Annotated in this window: 24 protein-coding genes; 14 read left to right on the top strand and 10 right to left on the bottom strand. The window is 69.2% G+C overall.

Annotated elements, in window-relative coordinates; translation table 11 throughout:
* Positions 1 to 117 precede the first annotated feature (117 nt).
* Complete coding sequence (locus ACQUST_RS07045; RefSeq protein ID WP_435126776.1) at positions 118 to 798, bottom strand: haloacid dehalogenase type II; 681 nt, start codon at positions 796 to 798, stop codon at positions 118 to 120.
* 98 nt (positions 799 to 896) lie between these two features.
* Here ACQUST_RS07045 and ACQUST_RS07040 point away from each other — a divergent pair, with 98 nt between their 5' ends.
* Together ACQUST_RS07040 and ACQUST_RS07035 are read left to right on the top strand one after the other, a co-directional pair.
* Complete coding sequence (locus tag ACQUST_RS07040; protein WP_435126774.1) at positions 897 to 1,652, top strand: GNAT family N-acetyltransferase; 756 nt, start codon at positions 897 to 899, stop codon at positions 1,650 to 1,652.
* A gap of 149 nt (positions 1,653 to 1,801) precedes the next feature.
* Positions 1,802 to 2,608 carry a P-loop NTPase gene (locus ACQUST_RS07035; protein WP_435126772.1) on the top strand — a complete coding sequence of 269 codons (807 nt, stop codon included), beginning with the start codon at positions 1,802 to 1,804 and terminating at the stop codon, positions 2,606 to 2,608.
* An 89-nt stretch (positions 2,609 to 2,697) separates the two neighbouring features.
* Here the strand turns inward: ACQUST_RS07035 and ACQUST_RS07030 are convergent, their stop codons facing one another.
* Positions 2,698 to 4,308, bottom strand: a complete 1,611-nt coding sequence (locus ACQUST_RS07030; protein ID WP_435126770.1) for a class I adenylate-forming enzyme family protein — start codon at positions 4,306 to 4,308, stop codon at positions 2,698 to 2,700.
* A 168-nt stretch (positions 4,309 to 4,476) separates the two neighbouring features.
* Between ACQUST_RS07030 and ACQUST_RS07025 the strand changes: the two genes are divergently transcribed.
* Positions 4,477 to 4,719: a DUF7576 family protein gene (locus tag ACQUST_RS07025; RefSeq protein ID WP_435126769.1), complete on the top strand. Its 243-nt coding sequence runs from the start codon at positions 4,477 to 4,479 to the stop codon at positions 4,717 to 4,719.
* 18 nt (positions 4,720 to 4,737) lie between these two features.
* On the opposite strand, the gene ACQUST_RS07020 is transcribed toward ACQUST_RS07025, so the two are convergent.
* From ACQUST_RS07020 to ACQUST_RS07010, 3 genes are all read right to left on the bottom strand, one after another.
* Entirely contained in the window at positions 4,738 to 5,427 is a 690-nt protein-coding gene (locus ACQUST_RS07020; RefSeq protein WP_435126767.1) for a zinc-ribbon domain-containing protein, read from the bottom strand.
* 155 nt (positions 5,428 to 5,582) lie between these two features.
* Positions 5,583 to 7,574 (bottom strand): acetate--CoA ligase, encoded by a 1,992-nt coding sequence (gene acs, locus ACQUST_RS07015; protein WP_435126765.1) that lies wholly within the window; start codon positions 7,572 to 7,574, stop codon positions 5,583 to 5,585.
* 116 nt (positions 7,575 to 7,690) lie between these two features.
* The gene (locus ACQUST_RS07010) at positions 7,691 to 9,394 is read right to left on the bottom strand and encodes an acyl-CoA mutase large subunit family protein (RefSeq protein ID WP_435126764.1); all 1,704 of its coding nucleotides are present in this window, start codon (positions 9,392 to 9,394) and stop codon (positions 7,691 to 7,693) included.
* A 193-nt stretch (positions 9,395 to 9,587) separates the two neighbouring features.
* On the opposite strand from ACQUST_RS07010, the gene ACQUST_RS07005 reads away from it, so the two are divergent.
* From ACQUST_RS07005 to ACQUST_RS06995, 3 genes are read left to right on the top strand one after another with little or no spacing between them, the layout of a single operon-like run.
* Positions 9,588 to 10,028 carry a DUF5788 family protein gene (locus ACQUST_RS07005; RefSeq protein ID WP_435126762.1) on the top strand — a complete coding sequence of 147 codons (441 nt, stop codon included), beginning with the start codon at positions 9,588 to 9,590 and terminating at the stop codon, positions 10,026 to 10,028.
* A complete protein-coding gene (polX, locus tag ACQUST_RS07000) occupies positions 10,025 to 11,767 on the top strand; it encodes a DNA polymerase/3'-5' exonuclease PolX (RefSeq protein ID WP_435126760.1) in 1,743 nt (580 codons plus the stop codon). The genes ACQUST_RS07005 and polX overlap by 4 nt, the downstream gene beginning before the upstream one ends.
* The gene (locus tag ACQUST_RS06995; RefSeq protein ID WP_435126759.1) at positions 11,767 to 12,285 is read left to right on the top strand and encodes a Mut7-C RNAse domain-containing protein; all 519 of its coding nucleotides are present in this window, start codon (positions 11,767 to 11,769) and stop codon (positions 12,283 to 12,285) included. The genes polX and ACQUST_RS06995 overlap by 1 nt, the downstream gene beginning before the upstream one ends.
* A 15-nt stretch (positions 12,286 to 12,300) precedes the next feature.
* Here ACQUST_RS06995 and ACQUST_RS06990 read toward each other — a convergent pair whose 3' ends face one another.
* Positions 12,301 to 13,323, bottom strand: coding sequence for a DUF7139 domain-containing protein (locus ACQUST_RS06990; protein WP_435126758.1), 1,023 nt, complete (start codon positions 13,321 to 13,323; stop codon positions 12,301 to 12,303).
* Positions 13,324 to 13,506: 183 nt separating this feature from the next.
* On the opposite strand from ACQUST_RS06990, the gene ACQUST_RS06985 reads away from it, so the two are divergent.
* Both ACQUST_RS06985 and ACQUST_RS06980 read left to right on the top strand, forming a co-directional pair.
* Positions 13,507 to 13,797 (top strand): DUF5789 family protein, encoded by a 291-nt coding sequence (locus ACQUST_RS06985; protein ID WP_435126757.1) that lies wholly within the window; start codon positions 13,507 to 13,509, stop codon positions 13,795 to 13,797.
* A gap of 29 nt (positions 13,798 to 13,826) precedes the next feature.
* Entirely contained in the window at positions 13,827 to 14,276 is a 450-nt protein-coding gene (locus tag ACQUST_RS06980; protein ID WP_435126755.1) for a DUF302 domain-containing protein, read from the top strand.
* Here ACQUST_RS06980 and ACQUST_RS06975 read toward each other — a convergent pair.
* From ACQUST_RS06975 to ACQUST_RS06965, 3 genes are all read right to left on the bottom strand, one after another.
* Positions 14,252 to 14,569 carry a preprotein translocase subunit TatA gene (locus tag ACQUST_RS06975; RefSeq protein ID WP_435126753.1) on the bottom strand — a complete coding sequence of 106 codons (318 nt, stop codon included), beginning with the start codon at positions 14,567 to 14,569 and terminating at the stop codon, positions 14,252 to 14,254. The two genes, ACQUST_RS06980 and ACQUST_RS06975, sit on opposite strands and share 25 nt — an antisense overlap.
* A 25-nt stretch (positions 14,570 to 14,594) precedes the next feature.
* On the bottom strand, positions 14,595 to 15,869 hold the full coding sequence (gene nreA / locus ACQUST_RS06970) for a DNA repair protein NreA (RefSeq protein WP_435126751.1): 1,275 nt from the start codon (positions 15,867 to 15,869) through the stop codon (positions 14,595 to 14,597).
* Between the two features lie 364 nt (positions 15,870 to 16,233).
* Positions 16,234 to 17,220: a transcription initiation factor IIB gene (locus tag ACQUST_RS06965; RefSeq protein WP_435126749.1), complete on the bottom strand. Its 987-nt coding sequence runs from the start codon at positions 17,218 to 17,220 to the stop codon at positions 16,234 to 16,236.
* A gap of 148 nt (positions 17,221 to 17,368) precedes the next feature.
* Here ACQUST_RS06965 and rnhA point away from each other — a divergent pair, with 148 nt between their 5' ends.
* Together rnhA and ACQUST_RS06955 are read left to right on the top strand one after the other, a co-directional pair.
* Complete coding sequence (gene rnhA / locus ACQUST_RS06960) at positions 17,369 to 17,959, top strand: ribonuclease HI (RefSeq protein WP_435126747.1); 591 nt, start codon at positions 17,369 to 17,371, stop codon at positions 17,957 to 17,959.
* Complete coding sequence (locus ACQUST_RS06955) at positions 17,952 to 18,635, top strand: DUF7108 family protein (protein ID WP_435126745.1); 684 nt, start codon at positions 17,952 to 17,954, stop codon at positions 18,633 to 18,635. Before rnhA ends, ACQUST_RS06955 begins: the two co-directional genes overlap by 8 nt.
* A 22-nt stretch (positions 18,636 to 18,657) precedes the next feature.
* Here the strand turns inward: ACQUST_RS06955 and ACQUST_RS06950 are convergent, their stop codons facing one another.
* Positions 18,658 to 19,017, bottom strand: coding sequence for a PadR family transcriptional regulator (locus ACQUST_RS06950; protein WP_435126743.1), 360 nt, complete (start codon positions 19,015 to 19,017; stop codon positions 18,658 to 18,660).
* Between the two features lie 261 nt (positions 19,018 to 19,278).
* On the opposite strand from ACQUST_RS06950, the gene ACQUST_RS06945 reads away from it, so the two are divergent.
* The 4 genes from ACQUST_RS06945 to ACQUST_RS06930 all read left to right on the top strand — a co-directional run bounded on the left by ACQUST_RS06945 (position 19,279) and on the right by ACQUST_RS06930 (position 21,932).
* The gene (locus tag ACQUST_RS06945) at positions 19,279 to 19,812 is read left to right on the top strand and encodes an inorganic diphosphatase (RefSeq protein ID WP_435126741.1); all 534 of its coding nucleotides are present in this window, start codon (positions 19,279 to 19,281) and stop codon (positions 19,810 to 19,812) included.
* Between the two features lie 160 nt (positions 19,813 to 19,972).
* Complete coding sequence (locus ACQUST_RS06940) at positions 19,973 to 20,104, top strand: hypothetical protein (protein ID WP_435126739.1); 132 nt, start codon at positions 19,973 to 19,975, stop codon at positions 20,102 to 20,104.
* 52 nt (positions 20,105 to 20,156) lie between these two features.
* The gene (locus ACQUST_RS06935; RefSeq protein WP_435126737.1) at positions 20,157 to 21,116 is read left to right on the top strand and encodes a rhomboid family intramembrane serine protease; all 960 of its coding nucleotides are present in this window, start codon (positions 20,157 to 20,159) and stop codon (positions 21,114 to 21,116) included.
* Positions 21,117 to 21,932: an endonuclease V gene (locus ACQUST_RS06930; RefSeq protein ID WP_435126734.1), complete on the top strand. Its 816-nt coding sequence runs from the start codon at positions 21,117 to 21,119 to the stop codon at positions 21,930 to 21,932. It abuts the gene before it with no gap.
* The last annotated feature ends 277 nt before the right edge of the window (positions 21,933 to 22,209 follow it).

Raw genomic sequence — 22,209 nt, 5'->3', positions numbered from 1 at the left:
CCCCTTAGATAATGTTAATATTGATTATAGTCCTTCGCCAGCATATAATGAGGATAGATAACACACCACAGCGTTGAAGTCGGCAGGTTTTGCGGAAAACGGCGCGGGGCCCGCGCGTCAGCCGAGGTGGTCAGCCACGCCGGCCAGCCCGCCGACCTCGAGGTCGGGTTCGACGCCGAGGCGCTCGAACGGGTCGTTCGCTCGGTTCACCCAGGCGGTCCGCAGCCCCGCGTTCGCGGCGCCCGCGATGTCCCAGGCGTTCCCGGAGACGAGCCGACACGACGACACCGCGGTGTCGGTGCGGTCGGCGGCGTTCTCGTACACCGCCGGGTTCGGCTTGAACGTCGCCACCTCGTCCGCGCTGATGACGTCGTCCAGTTCGGGCGCGAGCCCGGCGTTCTCCGCGAGCGCGTCGAGCATCGCCGGGTTCCCGTTCGACAGCACCGTCACGGTGTGGCCGGCGTCCGACAGCCGACGAAGCGTGTCGACCGCGTCGGGGTACGGGTCGAGACGGTCGTACGCGTCGATGAGCGCGTCCTCCGTCGCCGCGTCCGCGTCGACGTTCCACTGGTCGAGCGCGAAGCCGAGCGCGTCCCGCGTCACCGACTGGAACGGCTCGTACGCCCCCATCAGCCCGCGCTGGTAGGAGTACTGGAGCTGTTTCGACCGCCACGTCGCGTCAATCTCCGCCACCACCGACTCGGGCGCGTCGAGTTCCGCGCTGAGCGCCGCCGTCACGCTGCTCGTGTCACACAGCGTCCCGTACATGTCGAAGCAGATCGTCTCGGTCTCGGCCATACGAGTGAATGGGACTCACGGTACAAAGTAGCACCCCCGGCTCCGCCCCGGGAGAACGGCCACGACGTTTAGTGTGGTCGGGGAGAGACGTGGCCCGTATGGACCTCCGAGATGCTGCGCAGGAAGACGTCGACGGGATTCGGCGCGTGGCGCGCGCGTCGCTGAAATCGTCGTACGGTGCGCTGGACGACGACGTCATCGACGACGCCGTCGAATCGTGGTACGGCGCCGACACCATCGCCGACGAACTGGCCGACGACGACACGGTGTTCGTCGTCGCGGTGGACGACGGCGACGTCGTCGGGTTCGCACAGAGCCACGCCGTCGAGGGCCGGACCGCCATCGGCGAACTGGACTGGCTGCACGTCCACCCGGACTACCGCGGCCGCGGCATCGGCGTCGACCTGCTGCGGCGCGTGGAGACCGAACTGCTCGACCGCGGCGCCGACCGCATCAAGGGCCGCGTGCTCGCCGCGAACGAGGCCGGCGCCGCGTTCTACGAGGAGGAAGGGTTCTCCGAGACCGCCGAGCGCGACGTCGACATCGGCGGCGAACGGTTCACCGAGCGCGTCTACACGAAGACGCCGGCCGACGTCGGCGACGACGAGGTGCTGGTCGAAGAGCGCACCACGGACGACGGCGACACCGTCTACGTCGCGTACGACGAGAGCCTCCGGGCGACCGAGGCGCCGTTCTACGCGACGTACAGCGACCGCGACCGCGACGACCGGTACGGATACCTCTGCGGGAACTGCGACTCGCTGGACACGGCGATGAACACGATGGGCCGCGTCGAGTGCAACGACTGCGGCAACCACAGCAAGCCGACGCGGTGGGACGCCGCGTACCTGTAACCGCCCGGCGGCCACCCGAGTCCTCCACGGACCCTCGGTTCTCCATCGCGGCCGCCCCCCCCCCCGCGACGGCCCACGACGCCGCTCCGAGTCTCAGCGTCGATAGCTGCGGGGCGTGAGTTAAGGTGTCGACGCGTGCCGGTGCGCGTATGGACGGACGGGTGCTCGCCGTCGTCGGCGCGAAGGGCGGAGTCGGCAAGACGACGACGAGCCTGAACCTCGCCGCCGCGCTCGCCGAGGACGGCCGCGCGGTCGTCGTCGTCGAGGCGGACCTCGCGATGGCGAACGCGGTCGACTTCCTCGACGTCGACGTGAACGGCGGGAAGACGCTGCACGACGTGCTCGCGGGCGGCGCCGGCGTCGGCGACGCGACCTACCCGGCGCCCGGCGGCTTCGACGTCGTGCCGAGCGGCGTCGACCTCGACGGCTTCGTCAACGCCGACCTCGACCGGTTCCCGCCGGCGCTCGACACGCTCCGGGCGCGCTACGACGCGGTCATCATCGACACCGGCGCCGGCGTCAGCCGCGAAACCGTGGTGCCGACGGCGAGCGCGGACGGCGCCGTGTTGGTGTCGACGCCGCGGGTCGCCTCCATCCGCGACGCCGACAAGACGATGACCGTCGCGGAGCGCGCGGACGCGCCGGTCGGCGGCGTCGTCCTGACGAAGTCCGGGACCGGCCGGTCGCCGCCCGCCGAGCGCATCGCCGCGTTCCTCGGCACCGAACTGCTCGGGCACGTCCCGCACGACGAGGCGATTCCGGACGCGCAGGACGCCGGCGTCCCGACGGTCGCGCACGCCCCGCACAGCGACGCCGCCTCCGCCTACCGGCAGGTCGCCGCCGCGCTCCGCCGCCGCCCCGACATGCTCGGGATGACCGTCACCGCAGACAGCGGCGGCTTCCGCTTCGGCGACGACGCCGCCGCAGACGGCGGCACGGACCGGTTCTTCCGATAGAGAAAGCGGCGCGCGACGAGCCGCCGGAATCGGCGGCAGCGGTCGAGAACAGTGCAGGGCACCGCGTGCGAGGCGGGACGGCGGTCGCGTTATCCTTCGCCGACCATCCGCTCTTCGTCGTCCCACTCGCGCTCGCGGAGTTCGTACTTCTGAATCTTCCCGGTCGCCGTCTTCGGGAGCTGCGAGACGAACTCGATTCGTCTCGGCACCTTGAACGACGCGAGCCGCTCCCGGCAGAACGCGAGCAGGTCCGCCTCGGTGACGCCGGGGTCGTCAAGGTCGCCGTTCGCCGGGACGACGAACGCCTTCGGCGTCTCGCCCCACTCGTCGCTCGGCGCCGGGATGACGGCGACGTCGCCGACGGCGTCGTGGTCGAACAGGACGTCCTCCAGTTCGATGGAGGAGATGTTCTCGCCGCCGGAGATGATGATGTCCTTCTTGCGGTCCTGAATCGTCAGCATGCCGTCCTCGTCGACGACGGCGAGGTCGCCGGTGTGGTAGTAGCCGTCGACGCGGTCGTGGAACGCCTCCTCGGTGGCCTCGGGCTTCTCCCAGTAGCCGTCCATCACCTGGTTGCCGCGCACCACGATTTCGCCGACGGTCTGGCCGTCCTCGGCGACGTCGTCGCCGTCCTCGTCGACGACGCGGACCTCGGTGCCGAGGTAGCCGAACCCCTGCGTCTTCTTGACGGCGAACCGGTCGTCGGAGTCGTCGTCGAAGTAGCGGCGGGCGTCGCTGGTCGTGATGAGCGGCCCGGTCTCGGTGGCGCCGTAGACGTGTTTGAGGTACCAGCCGAACTCGTCTTCGACGGTCCGAATCGTCGCTTCAGGGGGCGCGGCGCCGGCGGTGGCGACCCGGACGTCCTGGCCGGCGTCGACGGGGCCGCCGTGGTCGTCGTAGTGGTCGCTGAGCAGTTTCAGGACGGTCGGCGCGGCGCAGAAGTACGTCACGTCGTTTTCGCGGAGGCGGTCGAACACCTCGGCGGCGTCGACGCCGCGGGTGCAGACGTGCCGGGCGCCGATGCCGGTGACGGCGTAGATGTGGCCCCAGCCGTTCACGTGGAACATCGGCAGCGTCCACAGGTAGGTGTCGTCGTCGCTGAGTTCCTGGTGGACCGAGATGAGGTAGGCGTGCAGCGTCTCGGTGCGGTGGGTGCGGCAGACGCCCTTCGGGTCGCCGGTGGTGCCGGAGGTGTAGTTGATGGTGATGACCTCGTCTTCGGCCATCTCCGGCCGGTCGTGGGCGCCGTCGTTGTCGACGGCGTCGTCGAACGACTCCCAGTCGCCGTCGACGGCGTCGGCGTCGTTCGTGATGAACACCTCCGTCGGGACGTCGTCGCGGATTTCCTCGATGGCGTCGGCGTACTCGGCGTCGGCGTAGACGGCGGTGACGCCGGCGTCGTTGAGGATGTACTCGAAGTCGGAGGCGACCAGCCGGTAGTTCAGCGGCGTGTGGACGGCGCCGACCTGGAAGCTCCCGTAGGCGGCTTCGAGGTGGTAGTGCGTGTTCGGGTCGAGCACCGCGACGCGGTCGCCCTTTCCGACGCCGCGTTCTTGGAGCGCCGCGGAGAAGCCGTCCGCGCGCCGCCCGAGTTCGTCGTAGGTGTACGTGTCGCCGTCGACGGTGACGACCGCCTCCTGGTCGCCGTAGTTCCGTCGCGCCCGGTCGAGGAAGTCCGTGACTAACAGCGGTTTCTCCATGCTCGGTGGAAACTTCCGGTACGTTCATGATAATCCTTGCGGGGATTGCTACCACACACCACTTTCCTCCAGCGGTTCCGTGCGCGTACGAACCGCTCGGGAGCGCTCGGGACTGCAGGGGAACACTACCCAGAAAAGTGACATATGCGTGCGGGTCGAACGCGGCGTATGGAGCTCACAGAGTACGTGGGAACCCGGCACCCGAACGAGGAGGCGACCGTCGCGCGCGCCACGCCGCACTACCGCTGGAAGCCCGCCGGCGTGGTCCGGGCGCGCTGCCGCCACTGCGGCACCGAACTCGAACTGTCCCAGCGGCACGTCCTCGTCACGCTCTCACAGCCGGTCGGCGGCGACGAACGCCACCACCTCTGTGACGAGCAGTGCGTCGACGGCTGGCTCTCGGAGGACTGACCCGGCAGCGACAGGCGATTACGCCGGGTCGTCTCCGCGGTCCGCGCCGCCGGCGTCGTCGCCGCTCTCCGCTTCCTCGTCGCGGTCGGTGTCCACGGTCGTCTCGTCGCCGGCGGCGTCCGTCTCGCCGTCGCTCCGCTCAGCGCCGTCGTCGCTGCCGGCTGTCCCGCCGTCGCTGTCCGCTCCGTCGCCGCTCTCCGCTTCCTCGTCGCGGCCGGTGCCCACGGCCGTCTCGTCGCCGGCGGCGTTCACGCCGCGGGACGGGAGCTGTGCGGCCTGCTGTTCGGCGCGGGTGTACGCGTCGTAGACGGAGAACAGCCAGACGGCCGGGTACAGCACGAAGCCGACGAGGACGAGCGCGGACAGCACCGAGACGATGCTGGCCGCGACGAACGCGAGTCCGCGCATCGGCTCGCGGTTGTAGAACTGGCCGAGCCCCGGCACCAGAAGCGAGAGCGCGGCGGCGACGAACGGGTTCCCGCCGGAGACCAGTTCGTCCAGCGCGCTGTCCAGCGACGACGCCGACGACGCGGGCCCGGACTGGCTCGCGCCGCACGACGGACAGAACGCCGCGTCGGCGTCGATTCGGTCGCCGCACGACCGGCAGAACGCGGTGTCCCGCTCGTCGGCCGGGGAGGCCGTGTCCGGGGCGTCGTCCGCTGAGTCCCCGGCGTCGGGGTCGTCGTCGGCTGTGGAGGGCGAATCCATGGGCGGCCCGACGCCCGCCAGCGCCTAAAGCTTCTGCTCTCCACGAAGCCGGCCGGTGCGCCCCGGTTGCGGCGCGCGAGCAGAACGCGCGGAGAGAAACCGGGAGACGGAACGCGGAAAGAAAACGAACGCGGAGACGGCGCGGCGGCCGGTCGTTACTCCTGGACCTTGACGCGGATCTCCTCGACGATGTCCGGGTTGCGGAGCGTCGACGTGTCGCCGAGTTCGGCCTCGTTCGCGATGTCTTCGAGGAGCCGACGCATGATCTTCCCGGAGCGGGTCTTCGGGAGTTCGGGCGTGAAGATGACCTCCTGCGGCCGCGCGATGGGGCCGATGGCGTCCTCGACGGCGCCGACGATCTCCTGGCGGAACTCGTCGGATTCGTCCTGGCCCTCCTCGACGATGACGTACGCGTAGACGGCTTCGCCCTTCACCGGGTGGTCGCCGCCGACGACCGCGGCCTCGGCGACGCCCTCGACGCCGACGATGGCCGACTCGATCTCCATCGTTCCGAGGCGGTGCCCGGAGACGTTGATGACGTCGTCGACGCGGCCGAGCACGGTGATGTAGCCGTCCTCGTCGATTTTCGCGCCGTCCTCCGGGAAGTACACCCAGTCGTCCGGGTCGTCGGAGTCGGTGTCGGAGTACTCAGCCCAGTACTCCTCGATGAACCGCTCGTCGTTCTTGTACAGCGTCCGCAGCATCCCCGGCCACGGCTTGTTCACGGTGAGGTAGCCGGCGCGGCCCGGCTCCACCTCGTCGCCGTTGGTGTCGACGATCTGGACGTCGAGCCCCGGCAGCGGCGGCCCCGCAGAGCCCGGCTTCATCTCGTTGACGCCGGGCAGCGTCGTCACCATCATGCCGCCCGTCTCGGTCTGCCACCACGTGTCGACGATGGGGCACGACTCGTCGCCGATGTACTTGTAGTACCACTTCCATGCGCGAGGGTTGATGGGTTCGCCGACGGTGCCGAGCAGCCGGAGGCTGGAGAGGTCGTGGCGGTCCGGGTACTCAGAGCCCCACTTCATGAACGACCGGATGGCGGTCGGCGCCGTGTACAGCTGCGTCGCCTCGTACTCCTCGATGATCTCCCACAGCCGGTCGCGTTCGGGGTAGTCCGGCGTCCCCTCGTACATCATCGACGTCGTGCCGAGCGCGAGCGGCCCGTAGACGATGTACGAGTGACCGGTGATCCAGCCGATGTCTGCCGAGCAGAAGTAGGTGTCCTCCGGCTTGATGTCGAGCACCGACTGGCTGGTCCAGGCGGTCCACGCGAGGTAGCCGCCGGTGGTGTGTTTCACGCCCTTCGGCTGCCCGGTCGTCCCGGACGTGTACATCAAGAACAGCATGTCCTCGGCGTCGCGCTCGACCGGGTCGACTTCGGCGCCCTCGTGGGCGGCGAGCAGGTCGTCCCAGTCGCGCTGGTCGTCGGTGAGGTCGTGCCCGAAGTCGTCGCCGTTCGGGCCGAGCCGGTCGACGACGACGGACGTGACGTCGTGGTCGACGCCTTCGAGCCCCTCGTTCGCCTTGTCGAGGTGGTCGAGCGGGTCGCCGCGGCGGTAGTAGCCGTCGCAGGTCACGAGGTACTCGGAGTCCGCCGAGTTCATCCGGGTCGCCAGCGCGTCCGCGGAGAAGCCGGCGAACACGACGGAGTGCGGCGCGCCGATGCGGGCGCACGCCAGCATCGCCACCGGGAGCTGCGGAATCATCGGCATGTACATGGTGACGACGTCGTCCTCCTCGACGCCGAGGTCGCGCAGCGCCGCCGCGCACTCGTTCACCTGCTCGTGCAGCTCTTCGTAGGTCAGCGTGACGTTCTCCTCGTCGGTCGGTTCGCCCACCCACTCGATCGCGGCTTCGTCGCCGCGTTCGTCGAGGTGGCGGTCGATGCAGTTCGCGGAGGCGTTCAGCGACCCGCCGGTGAACCACTCGTAAAACGGCGGGTTCGAGTCGTCGAGCACCTGCTCGTAGTCGTCGTCCCAGTCGAGCAGGTCGGCCGCGGCCTGCCAGCACTCCGGCCAGTTCTCGTCGAACTCCTCGTAGATGTCGGGGTCCGCGACGTTCGCCTGCTCGACGAACTCCGCGGGTGGCTCGAACTCCTCCTGTTCTTCGAGCCGCGCCTCGAGTTCCACGTCATCGTCTGACATAGTCACCGGAAAAGTAGGAATCGACCGTGATAAACCTACCTCACTTCGCGAAGCTAGCCGCTTGCTTGCGGTTTCGGCGGGCTCGGCCGACGAACCGGCGAAAGCGGGCGGCGGGGCTACGACGCGAGCCCGATTTTCTCGCGGTACGAGCCGTAGCGCGCCTCGAAGACGTCCATGATTTCGCCCATCGTCGCGTACGCCTTCACCGCGTCGATGACCGCCGGCATGACGTTCTCGTCGGCGTCGATGGCGTCGTCGAGCGCGGCGAGCGCCTCCCGGACCGCGTCGTCGTCGCGCTCCGCTTTCACCTCCTCCAGCCGGGCGAGCTGGCGGTCTTGCACCTCGTCGTCGACGTGCAGCAGGTCCGGGTCCGCGTCGTCCTCAACGGCGTACTTGTTGACGCCGACGACGACCTCTTCGCCGTCGTCGACGCGCTCTTGGTACTCGTAGCTCGCCTCCTGAATCTCGCGGTGGAAGAAGCCGTTCTGGATGCCGGCGAGCACGCCGTCGCGGACCGAGCCGTCGCCCATCTCCCGAATCTCTTCGAGGTACGCCATCGTCTTCTCCTCCACCTCGTCGGTGAGGCTCTCCACCATGAACGACCCGGCGAGCGGGTCGACCGAGTCGGCGGCGCCGGACTCCTCGGCGATTATCTGCTGGGTGCGCAGCGCGACCCGGACCGCCTCCTCGGAGGGGAGCGCGAGCGCCTCGTCGAAGCTGTTGGTGTGCAGCGACTGCGTGCCGCCGAGGACGCCGGCGAGCGCCTGAATCGTGACGCGGACGACGTTGTTCAGCGGCTGCTGAGCCGTCAGCGACTGCCCGGCGGTCTGCGTGTGGAACTTCAGCCGCTTCGCCGCGTCGGCCTCGGCGCCGTACCACTCGTCCATGACGTTCGCGTACACGCGGCGCGCGGCGCGGAACTTCGCGACCTCCTCGAAGATGGAGTTGTGCGAGTTGAAGAAGAAGGAGAGCTGCGGGGCGACCTCGTCGACGTCGAGTCCGCGCCGCTCGGCGTCCTCGACGTACGCGAAGCCGTCAGCGAGCGTGAACGCCAGCTCCTGAATCGCGGTCGAGCCGGCCTCGCGGATGTGGTAGCCGGACACCGAAATCGGGTAGAGCTTCGGCGTCTCCGCCACCGCGAACTCGACGGTGTCGGTGACGAGGTCGAGCGACGGCTCCGGCGGAATCACCCACTCCTTCTGCGCGATGAACTCCTTCAGCATGTCGTTCTGCAGGGTGCCGCGGAGCTCCTCGCGCGGGACGCCCTGCTGGTCGGCGAGCGCGACGTACATCGCGTAGACGACGGGCGCGCTCGGATTGATGGTGAACGACGTCGACACCTCGTCGAGGTCGATGCCGTCGAACAGTATCTCCATGTCTCGCAGCGTGTCCACCGCGACGCCCTCGCGGCCGACCTCGCCGTCCGACAGCGGGTCGTCGGAGTCTTTCCCCATCAGCGACGGCATGTCGAACGCCGTCGACAGCCCGGTCTGCCCGTTCTCGATGAGGTAGTGGAACCGCTCGTTCGTCTCCTCCGCGGTGCCGAACCCGGCGAACTGCCGCATCGTCCACGTCCGCCCGCGGTACATCGTCGGGTACGGGCCGCGCGTGTACGGCTCCTCGCCCGGGAAGCCGATGTCCTCCTCGTAGTCGATGTCGGCGACGTCCTCGGGCGTGTACAGGTCGTCGATTTCGAGGTTCGACACCGTCGCGAACCGGTCTTTCCGCTCGCCGCGCGCCTCGACGGCCGGGTCTCGGGTCTCGGCCTCCCACTCTTCGCGTGCCTCGCGGATATCGGCGAGGTCCTCCTCGTCGTACATGACCCAAGAATTGCCGGAACAGCCATTAAGGATTCGGGTGGGCACCCCGGCTCTCCGGGGGCGTCGACGCCGCGGCGACTGACGGCGGAGCGGCGCCGCCGCAACGAAGCGGAGAACGGAGCCGCGACCGGCGGGTCACGTCCCGTCTCGCCGACACACAAAAGAGCCGGACCGCCGTAGTCCCGGCAAGACAGTGAAAGAGTTTCAGCGCAAGCAGCTCCTGGAGCGCGTCAACAAGGAGGGCGCGACCATCGGCGCGGACATCCCGGAGCGGCTGGAGGTGCAGGGCGAACAGGTCGACCTGCGCGAGTTCGTCTTCGAAATCAAGCGCCGCGACACGGTGCCGGCGGGCGAACGCGAGCGCGTCGAGCAGGCGAAGCGGAACCTCCGGCGCGAGCGGCTGGAGCGGCTCGAACCCATCGAGGAGAACGAGGTCGACTTCGAGACCGGCGAGGAGCTGGCGGCGAGCATCATCGGCATCGACCGGGCGCTCGAAGCGCTCGAACAGCTGGAGCCGGCGGACATCGAGGGCGAAATCGAGCGGCAGGAGACGATGGACCGGAAGCGCTGGATGCGGTTCCTGAAGAAGGCGCTCGGCCACGACGACGCGGACTCGGCGCGGAGGGCGCCATGAGGAACGCCGAGGTCGCCGAGCGGCTCGAGGAGTTCGCGGACCTGCTGGAGGCGAAAGACGTCTCGTACAAGCCGAACGCCTACCGGCGCGCCGCCGACAACATCCGCGACTACCCGAGCGCCATCGAGGAGCTCGCCGCGGAGGGAGAAGACGCCGTCGGCGAAATCGACCGCGTCGGCGACGCCATCGCCGCGAAGGTCGTCGAGTACTTCGAGACCGGCGAAATCGAGGAGCTGGCGGAGCTCCGCGAGGACCTCCCGGTCGACATGGAGGCGCTGACGCGCGTCGAAGGCGTCGGCCCGAAAACCGTCGGGACGCTGTACGAGGAGCTCGGAATCACGACGCTCGACGAGCTGAAGGCGGCCGCCGAAGCCGGCGAGGTTCAGGAGGTGAAAGGGTTCGGCCCGAAGACCGAGCAGAACATCCTGGAGAACGTCGACTTCGCGCGGCAGGCCGGCGAACGCGAACGGCTCGGCGACGTCAAGCCGCTCGCCGACGACGTCCGGTCGTACCTCGACGGCGTCGACGCCGTCGAGCGAGCCGAAATCGCCGGGTCGATTCGGCGGTGGAAAGACACCATCGGCGACGTGGACGCGCTCGCCGCCAGCACCGACGGCCCCGCAGTCGTCGACGCGTTCCAGGACCTGCCGAACGCCGACGAACTCATCGAGGCCGGCGACACCAAAGCCAGCCTGTGGGCGAACGACGTCCGCGTCGACCTCCGCGTCGTCTCCCCCGACGAGTTCGGCTCGGCGCTGCAGTACTTCACCGGGTCGAAAGACCACAACGTCGTGCTGCGGAACCGCGCCATCGACCGCGGCCTGAAGATGAACGAGTACGGCGTCTTCGACGTCTCCGACGTGAGCGACGCCGACGACCACCAGCGCGCCGGCGACCGCGTCGGCGGCGAGACGGAGGCGGAGATGTACGACGCGCTCGACCTCCCGGTCATCCCGCCGGAGCTCCGCGAGGACGACGGCGAAGTCGAGGCCGCGGCCAACGGAAATCTCCCCGACCTCGTCGAGCGCGGCGACGTCCGCGGCGACCTCCACACCCACACCGACTGGTCGGACGGCTCGAACACCGTCGAGGAGATGGTCGAGGGCGCCGCCGAGCGCGGCTACGACTACCACTGCGTCACCGACCACGCGGAGGGGCCGGGCGTCTTCGGAGACACCGGGCTGTCGGACGACGACGTCCGCGAGCAGGCCGACGAAATCGAGTCGGTCCGCGACGACGCGGACCTCGAAATCTTCCACGGCGTCGAGGCGAACGTCGACGCCGACGGCGACGTCACCACCAGCGACGACCTGCTCGCCGACCTCGACATCATCGTCGCGTCGCCGCACGCCGCACTCGACCAGGGCGAGGCCACAGACCGGCTCGTCCGCGCCGTCGAACACCCCGAGGTCGACGTGCTCGGCCACCCGACCGGCCGACTCATCAACGAACGCCCCGGGCTGGACGTCGACTTCGACCGGCTCGCCGAGGCGGCCGCGGCCGCCGGGACCGCACTGGAAATCAACGCGAATCCGGCGCGGCTCGACCTCAACGGCGACGCGGTCCGGGCCGCCGTCGACGCCGGCGCCACCGTCGCCGTCAACACCGACGCGCACTCGCCGCCCGAACTCGACAACGTCGAATTCGGCGTCCACACGGCTCGACGCGGCTGGGCGGAGCCGGCTGACGTGCTGAACGCGCGCGACGCCGACGGCCTCCGCGAGTTCCTCGCCGACTGATGGCCGACGGCCGCCGCGACGCCGCGAACCGAGACGGCCCCGCCGACGGCCCCGACGACGACGTCGTCGCCCCCGACGAGTCGGCGCTGCTGCTCGACGTCATGCTCGGGAAGCTGGCAACGTACCTCCGGATGTGCGGCTACGACGCGGCGTACGCGCTCGACCGCGGCGTCGAAGCCGACGACCGAATCAGGGCGCTCGCGGCCGACGAGGACCGACGGCTGCTCACCCGCGACCGCGACCTCGCGGACCGGACGCCCGGCGCGGTGCTGCTCACCGCACGCGACGTCGACGACCAGCTCCGCGAACTCCGCGACGCCGGCTTCGCGCTGTCGCTCCCGGACGAGCCGACGCGGTGTAGCGCCTGCAACGGCGACCTGCGCCGCCTCCGCGACGACGAACCGCGGCCGGACCACGCCCCGGACGACGGCCCGGTGTGGCGCTGCGTCGACTGCGGGCAGTGCTTCTGGCGCGGAAGCCACTGGGCCGACGTCGAGCGGACGCTGGAAAAACTGTGAGAGCGACCGCAGTCGTCACCGCGGCGTCCACTCGTCGCACGCCTCCATGTCGTCCATGAGGTCGTCGTGGAGCGCGCAGTACGGCTGCATGCCGTTCTCGGTGCGGACGTACTGGAAGTGCCCGCAGCTGCCGCAGTAGGCGTCGCCGGTGTTCTTCGGCTTCGCCGCCCCGCCGCGCTGCTCGGACGCCGAGTCGCCGCCGGCGGCCGGAGACGACGCCGACGGCCCTGACGGCGACTGCGGCGAGTCAGCGGTCGGCGGTGACCCGGCGGACCCGGAGTTCGTCGACGACGATGCCGACCGAGTGACGGTGGCGTCGTCGGCGAGCGACGTGATGTCGTTCGTGGAGGCGCCGCCGTCGCTCACCGTCGAATCCGTCGCGGCGCGGTCGCCGGCGCCTCGCTGGTTCGTCTGGGTTTCGACGTTGCCGTCGGGCGTGCTCCCGAGGAAGCCGACGCCGCCGACGGACCCGGTGGCGCCCTTCGCTCCCTGCACGTCTTCCAGTTGGGACTTCGGCACCTCGATGACCTGCGTTTCGCCTTCGCGGGTGATTTCGAGCGACACCGTCCCGCCGGGGTCGTTCCGCGACTTGAAGTTCGCGACGCCGGCGAACAGACACCAGAACGTCGTGATCGCGCCGAGGAAGTAGACGCCGACGGTCGGAAGTGTCAGGTTCGCGAGGCCGGCGCCGCAGTTCGTCCCGGACCAGTGACACGGGTACGCGTGCGAGAACAGCGCGACGCCGAGCACCGCGACGCCGGTCCCGACGACCGCCGCCGCCTGCGTCCGCCGGCCCGCCGGCAGCACCGTGAACACGCCGAGGAACGTCGCCGGGACGCCGAGACCGGCGAGCACGCCGCCGTACTCGCGGGCCATCGTCAGCCCGAACGTGCCGACGCCGAGGTCGGTGGCGGCGACGACGATGCCGCTGATAACGAGGAAGGCGCCGAGCGAAAACAGCCCGACGCCGAGGTACAGTCGCCGGAGGCTGGCGTACTCGCCTACTTGGCCCTCGTACACCTCCGAAAGACTGGTCATACACCCGCCTACACAGTCATCACACAAAACGGTATGTCAGACGCCGCGATGACGGGACAGCGACGGACGGCATAGCGACTGACGGCGCCGCGACGCCAACGGCCGCGTCCCCGATTCGCGCGGCCACCCGCCGGAGCCGTCCGGTTCGAAAGGATTACGCCGCCGGTCCGCGAACCCGGAGCCATGGCCGACGACGAATCCGAGGAGGAAGAGGCGCCCGCCGTCGAACTCGGCGACGGGCCGGACGTGGAGGGCGCTCCGCTCGCCCGCGTCGCGTCACGGCTCACGTGGCCCCAGGAGAAGTCCCGCATCGTCGAGAAGGAAGGCGACGCAGTCATCCGGACGCCCGACGGGCCGCGCGAACTCGCAGACGTCCTGGAGGCCGTCGACGTCTCGTACTTCGACCGTCGGCAGACGTTCGTCGACGCCGTCGAAGACGAGGTCGGACGCGGCCCGGTGCAGACCGCAGAATAGTTTTCCCGGCGTCGGCCGAACCGACGCCCATGACGCTTCCAATCGACCCCGACGCGATTCGCGCCGGCGACTACGGCGAGAAGCGCGCGACCCTCGAAATGGCGCACGACGAGGCCGTCGAACACGTCCGCGAGACGTTCACCGACCACGGCTTCGGCGTCCCGGTCGAGTTCTCGCCGTCCGAACTGCTGAACGAGAAAGTCGACGCCGGCCGCGACCCGTACTACGTGCTCGGCGCCTGCAATCCGCAGATGGCCGACCGCGCGCTCGACGCCACCGACGGCCGAATCGGCGCGCTGTTCCCGTGTAACGTCGTCGTCTGGCAGGAGGCGCCGGGCGTCCAGGCGGTGTACCACGTCAGCATCATGCGGATCGCGCGGCTGCTCGGGCTCGACGCCGACGAGGACGCGATGGACGAAATCATCGCGGACACCGGCGAACTGATCGACGCCGCTTACGCCGACCTCGACTCGTCGTAGCCGGCGTCGCCGTCCGGTTCGGCGTCGTCGCCGCCGCGGTCTGCGTCGTCCTCGTCCTCGGCGTCGCTGCCGCGGTCCTCGCGGAGTTCCGCCAGTTCCGCGCGCGTCGCTTCGAGTTCGCGCTCCAGTTCGTCGACCCGGTCGTCGCGGCCGGCGGACCCGCCGAAGAGCCGGTAGCCGCCGACGCCGAGCACGACGAGGACGAGGGCGCTCCCGCCGAACAGCAGGAGGAGGACGAGCAGGATGACGAGCAGCTCCGGGCCGCCCGGAACCGCGCCGAACAGTGGGACCATGGCCGGCGCAACGGCGTCCGAGCGGTTAGTTCTTGCCCGCGGTGAAGTCGCTGAGGCTGGATTGGAGCCCGGCCGCCATGGTGGATTTCTGCCGGAGCCGCCCCAGCGACGCCGGCAGGTGCTCCGTGACGGAGCGGACGGCGTCGGCGAACGTCTCGGCCTCGCCGTGTTCGCCGTCGAACGCGTTCCGGACCGCTTCGCGGATCTGCCAGACCCCGACCGGCCCCCAGTAGTCGTCGGAGACGTGCCGGAGCACCAACACCTTCGCCTGTCGGCCGACCTCGGAGAGGTGTTCGAGGACGCCGAGCCGCGCGGCGTAGTACGCGCCCGCCGTCTCGTCGACGTAGCCGGTTCGGCCGTCGCGGTTCTCGTGCGCCGACGACAGCGCAAGCCCGGCCTGCGGGTCGGGATTCCAGATGCTGCCCGGCGACTTCATCTCGACGAGTTCGTACTCCCAGTCGCCGGGCGCGAGAATCACCCAGAAGGCGTTGCCGAGGTAGTCGTTGCGCCACACCTGGACGGAGTCGACGCTCTGAGCACCCCGGATGGTGCCGCGGAGATACTTCCCGACGGTGTCGTCGACGGCGGTGATGGACCAGCGCGTCGGGACGAGCCGTCGCTGCTCGCCGCGGCCGAGCGCGCCGGCGGACAGCACCGTGTTGATGTCGTAGACGTCGAAGCCGCGCCGGTAGAGGTAGTTGATGGCGCCCTCGGCGCGCCAGTCGTCGTCCTCCAGCGTCTTCTTGACGGGCCGCGGGACGTGCGGGTTCTCCGCGAGGTCGGCGGACTCGGCGCGGGCGCGCGGCCCGGTCGGCGTCGCGATATCGTCGGCGGTGACGTCGAAGTCGAGGTTCGGGCCGTCCTGCAGCCCGATTTCGACGTCGACCGGCCGGTCCGCGATGGCGACTTCGCGCTGGACGCCGAGGAAGCCGTCCCAGGCGTCGTGGACGTTCGTGGCGTCGACGGACCGGTTCGAGTTGAGCAGCGAGGTGCGCCGCTGGAAGACGTCCGAGATGGAGACGCCTTCGTCGTACCAGGCGGCGCTGGTCTCGAACGCCTCGGCGTCCGCCTCGTGGCCGACCGGCGAGAGGATGCCGGTCGACAGGTCGGGGTAGTTGGACGAGCCGACGAAGATGCTCGGCGAGACGGAGCCGAAGACGGCGTCGCCGCTGGTCACCTCGTCGAAGCGGTGCTGGAACGACTCGAGGTGGTCGATGAGTTCGTAGGACTTCTCCTCGGCGAGGCGGCGGCGCTCGGCGCGCTCGTTCACCTCGAACTCCATGAAGTCGTCCAGCTTCACGCGCGGCAATTACGGCTACGCGGGCTTGAACGTTCCCGTCACCGCCGGTTTCAGCGCTGCGCTCGGTTCAGAGAGTGGCGTGCAGGCGACGCGGAGTCTGGGGAGTCGACGGTCGACCGCCGCGTCCGGGCTGCGGTCCGCCGATTCGGCCGTCGGTGACGAACGGCGCTGCGTCGCGCAGCCGCGGACGCCGTCCGGCGATAGTCAGCGCATCTGCGGGTGCTGGGCGCGGTATCGGAGTTAAAGGTACGCCGGCGTCGACGCCGCGGGGACGATACCGACGCGACAGAAGGGGTAGACGCGGCGGAGACGGAACGGTCGATTCGCCGGAGCGAGACGGGCCGTCGAGGGCGGTCCGCGCCGCCTAGCTGTGGATGCCCATCGCTTCGATCTGCTCTTGATACCGGTTGCGGATGGTGACCTCGGTGACCTGCGCGACGTCAGCGACTTCCCGCTGCGTCTTCTTCTCGTTGCACAGCAGCGACGCGGCGTAGATGGCGGCGGCGGCGTAGCCGGTCGGGGACTTCCCGGAGAGCAGGCCCTGTTCGGCGGTGGTTTCGATAATTTCGTTCGCCTTCGACTGCACCTCCTCGGAGAGGTCGAGTTCGGAGGAGAACCGCGGAACGTACTTCTTCGGGTCGACCGGCTTCATTTCCAGCCCGAGTTCCTGGGAGATGTAGCGGTACGTCCGCCCGATTTCCTTTCGTTCGACCCGCGACACGTCGGATATCTCTTCGAGGCTGCGCGGGATGCCCTCCTTCCGGCAGGCGGCGTACAGCGCCGACGTGGCGACGCCCTCGATGGAGCGGCCGCGAATCAGGTCCTCCTTGAGCGCGCGGCGATAGATGACGGAGGCGACCTCCCGGACCGAACGCGGGACGCCGATCGCCGACGCCATCCGGTCGATCTCCGAGAGCGCGAACTGGAGGTTCCGCTCGCCGGCGTCCTTCGTCCGGATGCGCTCTTGCCACTTCCGCAGCCGATGCATCTGGCTGCGCTTTTTCGAACTGATGGACCGGCCGTAGGCGTCTTTGTCCTTCCAGTCGATGGTGGTCGTCAGCCCCTTGTCGTGCATCGTCTCCGTGACCGGGGCGCCGACGCGGCTCTTCTCCTGCCGCTCTGAGTGGTTGAACGCGCGCCACTCCGGCCCCGGGTCGATGCGCTCCTCTTCGACGATGAGCCCGGTGGGCTCGTGCATCAGTTCGCCGTCCGCCGTCCGCACCAGGTCCTCCTCGTCGATGTCGTCGAGGTCGAGTTCGTCGTCGCCGTCCGCCTCCTCGGATTCGTCCTGTTCTTGCCCCTGCCACTGTCGTCGCTCACGTTCCTCCCGCTGGCGAGTGGGCCGTGTCATCGCATTTTTACGCTCTCTCGCGCGCCGGCCTTAAGACTTTGTCCCGCTATAGCGTGCCACAGTTCCGGCGGTCGGCTGCGGCGACCGCGGAGTCCGGGGCGGTCCGCCGAACGGAACGTTTTCGCCGCGTCGCCGCCGACTCCGTGGCATGCCGGTCATCGAGTGCGACCCCGACGCCGCCCGCCGACGGCTGGCGGACGCCGGAGTCGACGTTACCGACGGCAACACCGACCACGAGCGGTGGCGCGCCGAACGCGACGGCGCCACCGCGGTCGCGTACGACGACAAGGTCGTCGTGCAGGGCAGCGACCCCGAGCGGCTCGCCACGCTGCTTCGAGAGGGCGGCGGCCGCGGCCACGTCTACTTCGACGGCGCCTCGCGCGGCAACCCCGGCCCGGCGGCCGTCGGCTGGGCCATCGTCACCAGCGACGGCGTCGTCGCCGACGGCGGCGAACGAATCGGCCGAACCACGAACAACAAAGCGGAGTACGCGGCGCTCGTTCGCGCGCTGGAAGCCGCCCGAGACTACGGCCTCGACGAGGTCGACGTCCGCGGCGACTCCCAGCTCATCGTCAAGCAGGTGCGCGGGGAGTGGCAGGCGAACGACCCGGAGCTCCGCGAGCAACGCGTCCGGGCGCGGGAGCTGCTCGACGAGTTCGACCGGTGGAGCATCGAGCACGTCCCGAGGGAGATAAACGAGCGCGCCGACGAACTCGCGAACGAGGCTTTCGATGAGTGAGGACGACGACGCCCGAGGAGACGCAGACGTGGCGGACCGCTCAGTCGGCGGCACCGACGGTGCCCGCGGCGCGGACGCCGACCCGAAACAGCCGGTGAAAGTCGAAGAATCAGACGGCGACGCCGACGAGGAGCCCGAGGTTCCGCCGGCCACGGTCGACGAAGTCGAGCGGCTGACGCGGCTCGCCCGCGACGCCGTCGTCGACGAGGAGGCCGAGGCGTACCGCGCGGACCGCGAGTCCCGCCTCGACGCCCACGGCTTCACCGCGCGGGTCCGCGACGAGGACGACACGCTGGTGTTACACCCCGAGGAGTGGCTGGAGGACGGCACCGTCCAGTTCGACCGCATCGACGACACCGACCGCGCCATCGAGGTGTCGCTGTCGGGCGCCGGCGACCCCGACGACTGGAACGACGTCGAATCGCACAACTCCGCGGTGGTCGAAACCGTGAGCGACGAGTACGGCTCGGTCCACGGGGCGAACGCCCGGGCGTTCGCCGACTTCATGGGGAACCACTACGCGCGGCCCGTGGAGTCGGCGACGGCCGCGGAGGTAGAGGAGTTCCTGACGGAGTACTATCCGCGGAACGCGTGGCCGTCCGAAGAACAGCGCGACGCGGTGCGCGCGTCGCTTCGCTCCGTGTTCGAGGCGGCGGACGAGCCGTTCCCCCTGTAGCCCGGCCGCCGTCGGTTTCGCCTTACAGCGCGGCGTCGATGACGTCGCGGACGTCGTCGGCGCGGTCGTCGTCGGTGACGTACTTCGAGAGCACCCAGTCGATGCGGTCGAGCACCGCCTCGCGGCCGGTCTCGGTCAACTCGTACTGGTTCGTGCGCTTGTCGAGTTCGCTCTTCTCCACCAGGTCCATCTCGACGAGCTCGTCGAGGTTCGGGTAGAGTCGGCCGTGGTTGACTTCGGCGTCGTAGTACGCTTCGAGTTCGCGTTTGATCGCGAGCCCGTACATCGCCTCCTCGGAGAGGATGACGAGGATGTTCTGCTGGAACGCCGTGAGATCGCGGGCGATCCCCACGCCCGTACCGTCAGTTTGTGCCTCTGACATGGTATACTGGCTGAAAGGTTGGCTGGATATTTAACGCTTGGCAACTCGGAATCCCGATTCGCCTTCTGAGCGGCTGTAGCTGCCGCTCACGGATGTTCCGACGGAACGATCCCCCCGTTGCGCCGGACGTGTGCGTACGCTGAACGAAGACGCAGGTGACAGATAAATGCTCGGACGTGCAGGGGCCGCGTCAGACCCCGCAGCGCGCCGGGAGCGGCATCCCGAAAGGCATTTGCGGCCGTTACCGGAATCATCCGGCGCATGACGAACCTCTGGGAAGACCTCGAGACGGGCCCGGACGCCCCCGACGAGATTTACGCCGTCGTGGAGTGCCTGAAAGGCGAGCGCAACAAGTACGAGTACGACAAGGACGTGCCGGCGGTCGTCCTCGACCGCGTGCTGCACTCGAACGTCCACTACCCGTCCGACTACGGCTTCATCCCGCAGAGCTACTACGACGACGAGGACCCCTTCGACGTCCTGGTGCTCGTGAAAGACCAGACGTTCCCGGGCTGTATCGTCGAGGCGCGCCCCGTCGCCCTGATGAAGATGGACGACGACGGCGAGAAGGACGACAAGGTCATCGCGGTGCCGACGGAGGACCCGCGGTACGACCACGTCGAGGACGTCGACGACATCACCGACCAGAAGAAGGCCGAAATCGAGGAGTTCTTCGAGACGTACAAGAACCTCGAGGAGGGGAAGGAGGTCGAAACGCTGGGCTGGGAGGACGCGCAGTCCGCGAAGGACGCCATCGAACACGCCCAGGACCTCTACGAGGAGCACTTCGGGTAAGTCGGCGCCGCGTCGGCGACGAATCCCCGTTTTTGCCGCGCTCGCCCGGCGAGCCGCCGCGTTCGCCGTCCGGGATTAGCCGTGGACATGGAACGCTGCCGCCGGATGTGTTATGATTATGGGTAATCTTTAGTCGGTGTGCCGGCAATGGTTGCCTGAGATGGCAGCGAAACAGCCGACCCACGGGATGAACCACCTGACCGTCGTCCCCACGAACTTCGACGCCGGCGACGACGGGGCAGGCGAGGACGCCGGCAGCCACGACGACGAGCAGTCGGCTGCCGACGCGTAACGCCGCGCCGGGGAGGCGAAACCATATAACCGGGCCGCGGCAACTCCCGGTGATGGCTGAGTGCGACGAGTGCGGCGCCTACGAGAACATGCCGTACCAGTGTCGGCGCTGCGGACGGACGTTCTGCGCCGAACACCGGCTGCCGGAGAACCACGACTGCCCCGGGCTGAACGAGTGGAACGACCCGAGCGGCGTCTTCGACTCCGGGTTCGACGACTCCGTGAACTCCGGCGGTGGCTCCGGCGGCGTCGCCGCGAAGGCGAAGTCGTACCTCGACCGGCAGACCTCGACGGGCGGCACGATGGGCTTTTTCCGCGGGAACATGACGTTCACGTTCCTCGCGCTGATGTGGGTGACGTTCGCCTTCCAGTATCTCGTGTTCCCGTTCCTGCTGGGCATCGAGGTGCCGACCCGCGCCGACCCGTCGCCGCTGTGGGACGCCGCGTTCGTCCTGTCGAGCAACCACCCGCTGTACGTCTGGACGTGGGTGACGTCGGTGTTCTCTCACGGCGGCTTCACGCACATCCTGTTCAACAGTATCGCGCTGTACTTCTTCGGGCCGGTCGTGGAGCGCCGCCTCGGCTCGAAGCGGTTCACGGCGCTGTTCATGGGCGCCGGCGTGCTCGCCGGCCTCGCACAGATCGGCGCCAGCAGCCTGCTCGCCCCGGGCGTCGCCACCGGCGTCGTCGGCGCGTCCGGCGCGATTATGGCGATAATGGGCGTCCTGACGATTCTCCGCCCGAACCTCAAGGTGTACCTCTACTTCATCATCCCGATGCCGCTGTGGGTGCTGACGGTCGGCTTCGCGATACTCTCGATTATCTGGGGGCTGTCGTCGGTGTCGTGGCTCGGCGGCGGCGCCGGCGTCGCGAACTGGGCGCACCTCGTCGGCCTCGGCATCGGCTTCGCGTACGGCGCCGTCATCAAGGGCGAACGGGAGGCGCCCGAATCGATTCAGTTCGGCGGCGGCCGCGGCCCGGGCGGCCCCGGCGGCCCCGGCGGGCGGTTCTGAATGCCCGACGTCGTCCACCCGGAGTTCCGCCCCGACCCGTCGCTGAGCCACGACGAGATGGAGACGCTCCAGCGCGAACTCGCCGCGGAGGCAGTCTTCACCGACGACCTCCCGTTCGACCCCGCCGCAGTCGGGCTGTCCGACCCGGACGCGACGACGCTGACCGGGAGTGACGCCGCCGGCGCCGAAGACGCGGGTGGCGCCGACGCGCCGCTCGTCGCCGGCGTCGACCAGGCGTTCCTCGACGAGCGCGTCGTCTCCGCGGTCGTCGTGATGCGCGGCGGCGACGTCGTCGAGCGGACGTACGCGGTGTCGCCGCTGACGATTCCGTACATACCGGGGCTGTTGGCGTTCCGCGAAGGTGGCCCGATTCTGGACGCGCTCGCGACGCTGGAGGCCGACCCCGACCTGTACGTCTTCGACGGCAGCGGCCGCATCCACTACCGGCAGGCCGGCATCGCGACGCACATCGGCGTCACGCTGGACGCCCCCGCGGTCGGCGTCGCGAAGAGCCTGCTGTGCGGCGAACCGAAGGCGGACGTCGACGGCCACGAGGCCGGCTGGCGCACCCCGGTCGTCGCCGACGACTCCGTGGAGGCGCCCGACGGGACCGTCATCGGCTACGCCTTCCAGTCGCGGCAGTACGAGAACCGCCGCATCATCAATCCGCTGTACGTCAGCCCCGGACACCGCGTCGGCGCCGACACGACCGTCGACCTCGTCGAGGCGCTGTGTGGCGACTACAAACTGCCGGAGCCGACGCGTCGCGCGGACGCGTACGCGGACGAAGCCAAGACGGACGTGCTGGAGAACTGACCCAAGACGGACGTGCTGGAGAACTGACCCAAGACGGACGTGCTGGAGAACTGACCCAAGACGGACGTGCTGGAGAACTGACGGCCGAAGAAGCCACAGGTCGAGGCGACGCTCGAAGCGACGAACCACCCGAAAAGCGGCGAATCCGGGCCGAGTCCACGGCCCGACTCCCTGTCGTATCTATCCCTTGTGACGAGAACAACTTAAACGAACACGCGGCCCGGTGCCGGCCGTCGTCGCTCGCTGCCCTCCCGAACGACGGCGCCGTCGGAGACGC

This window comes from Halobaculum sp. D14, assembly GCF_051195135.1.
In the GTDB taxonomy this organism is placed as follows: domain Archaea; phylum Halobacteriota; class Halobacteria; order Halobacteriales; family Haloferacaceae; genus JBNTKA01.
The sequence above is the reverse complement of the archived record's forward strand: the minus strand, read 5'-3'. Positions and strand labels throughout refer to the sequence as shown.

Coding starts and splice junctions, on each gene's coding strand:
- ACQUST_RS06945 (WP_435126741.1), top strand. CDS start 19,279: ATGACGAACCTCTGGGAAGACCTCGAGACGGGCCCGGACGCCCCCGAC.
- ACQUST_RS06990 (WP_435126758.1), bottom strand. CDS start 13,323: ATGACCAGTCTTTCGGAGGTGTACGAGGGCCAAGTAGGCGAGTACGCC.
- ACQUST_RS06985 (WP_435126757.1), top strand. CDS start 13,507: ATGGCCGACGACGAATCCGAGGAGGAAGAGGCGCCCGCCGTCGAACTC.
- ACQUST_RS06950 (WP_435126743.1), bottom strand. CDS start 19,017: ATGTCAGAGGCACAAACTGACGGTACGGGCGTGGGGATCGCCCGCGAT.
- acs (WP_435126765.1), bottom strand. CDS start 7,574: ATGTCAGACGATGACGTGGAACTCGAGGCGCGGCTCGAAGAACAGGAG.
- ACQUST_RS06930 (WP_435126734.1), top strand. CDS start 21,117: ATGCCCGACGTCGTCCACCCGGAGTTCCGCCCCGACCCGTCGCTGAGC.
- ACQUST_RS07030 (WP_435126770.1), bottom strand. CDS start 4,308: ATGGAGAAACCGCTGTTAGTCACGGACTTCCTCGACCGGGCGCGACGG.
- ACQUST_RS06940 (WP_435126739.1), top strand. CDS start 19,973: ATGGCAGCGAAACAGCCGACCCACGGGATGAACCACCTGACCGTCGTC.
- ACQUST_RS06995 (WP_435126759.1), top strand. CDS start 11,767: ATGGCCGACGGCCGCCGCGACGCCGCGAACCGAGACGGCCCCGCCGAC.
- ACQUST_RS06975 (WP_435126753.1), bottom strand. CDS start 14,569: ATGGTCCCACTGTTCGGCGCGGTTCCGGGCGGCCCGGAGCTGCTCGTC.
- ACQUST_RS07045 (WP_435126776.1), bottom strand. CDS start 798: ATGGCCGAGACCGAGACGATCTGCTTCGACATGTACGGGACGCTGTGT.
- ACQUST_RS06935 (WP_435126737.1), top strand. CDS start 20,157: ATGGCTGAGTGCGACGAGTGCGGCGCCTACGAGAACATGCCGTACCAG.
- polX (WP_435126760.1), top strand. CDS start 10,025: ATGAGGAACGCCGAGGTCGCCGAGCGGCTCGAGGAGTTCGCGGACCTG.
- rnhA (WP_435126747.1), top strand. CDS start 17,369: ATGCCGGTCATCGAGTGCGACCCCGACGCCGCCCGCCGACGGCTGGCG.
- ACQUST_RS06955 (WP_435126745.1), top strand. CDS start 17,952: ATGAGTGAGGACGACGACGCCCGAGGAGACGCAGACGTGGCGGACCGC.
- ACQUST_RS07040 (WP_435126774.1), top strand. CDS start 897: ATGGACCTCCGAGATGCTGCGCAGGAAGACGTCGACGGGATTCGGCGC.
- ACQUST_RS06965 (WP_435126749.1), bottom strand. CDS start 17,220: ATGACACGGCCCACTCGCCAGCGGGAGGAACGTGAGCGACGACAGTGG.
- ACQUST_RS07010 (WP_435126764.1), bottom strand. CDS start 9,394: ATGTACGACGAGGAGGACCTCGCCGATATCCGCGAGGCACGCGAAGAG.
- ACQUST_RS07035 (WP_435126772.1), top strand. CDS start 1,802: ATGGACGGACGGGTGCTCGCCGTCGTCGGCGCGAAGGGCGGAGTCGGC.
- ACQUST_RS06980 (WP_435126755.1), top strand. CDS start 13,827: ATGACGCTTCCAATCGACCCCGACGCGATTCGCGCCGGCGACTACGGC.
- ACQUST_RS07025 (WP_435126769.1), top strand. CDS start 4,477: ATGGAGCTCACAGAGTACGTGGGAACCCGGCACCCGAACGAGGAGGCG.
- ACQUST_RS07020 (WP_435126767.1), bottom strand. CDS start 5,427: ATGGATTCGCCCTCCACAGCCGACGACGACCCCGACGCCGGGGACTCA.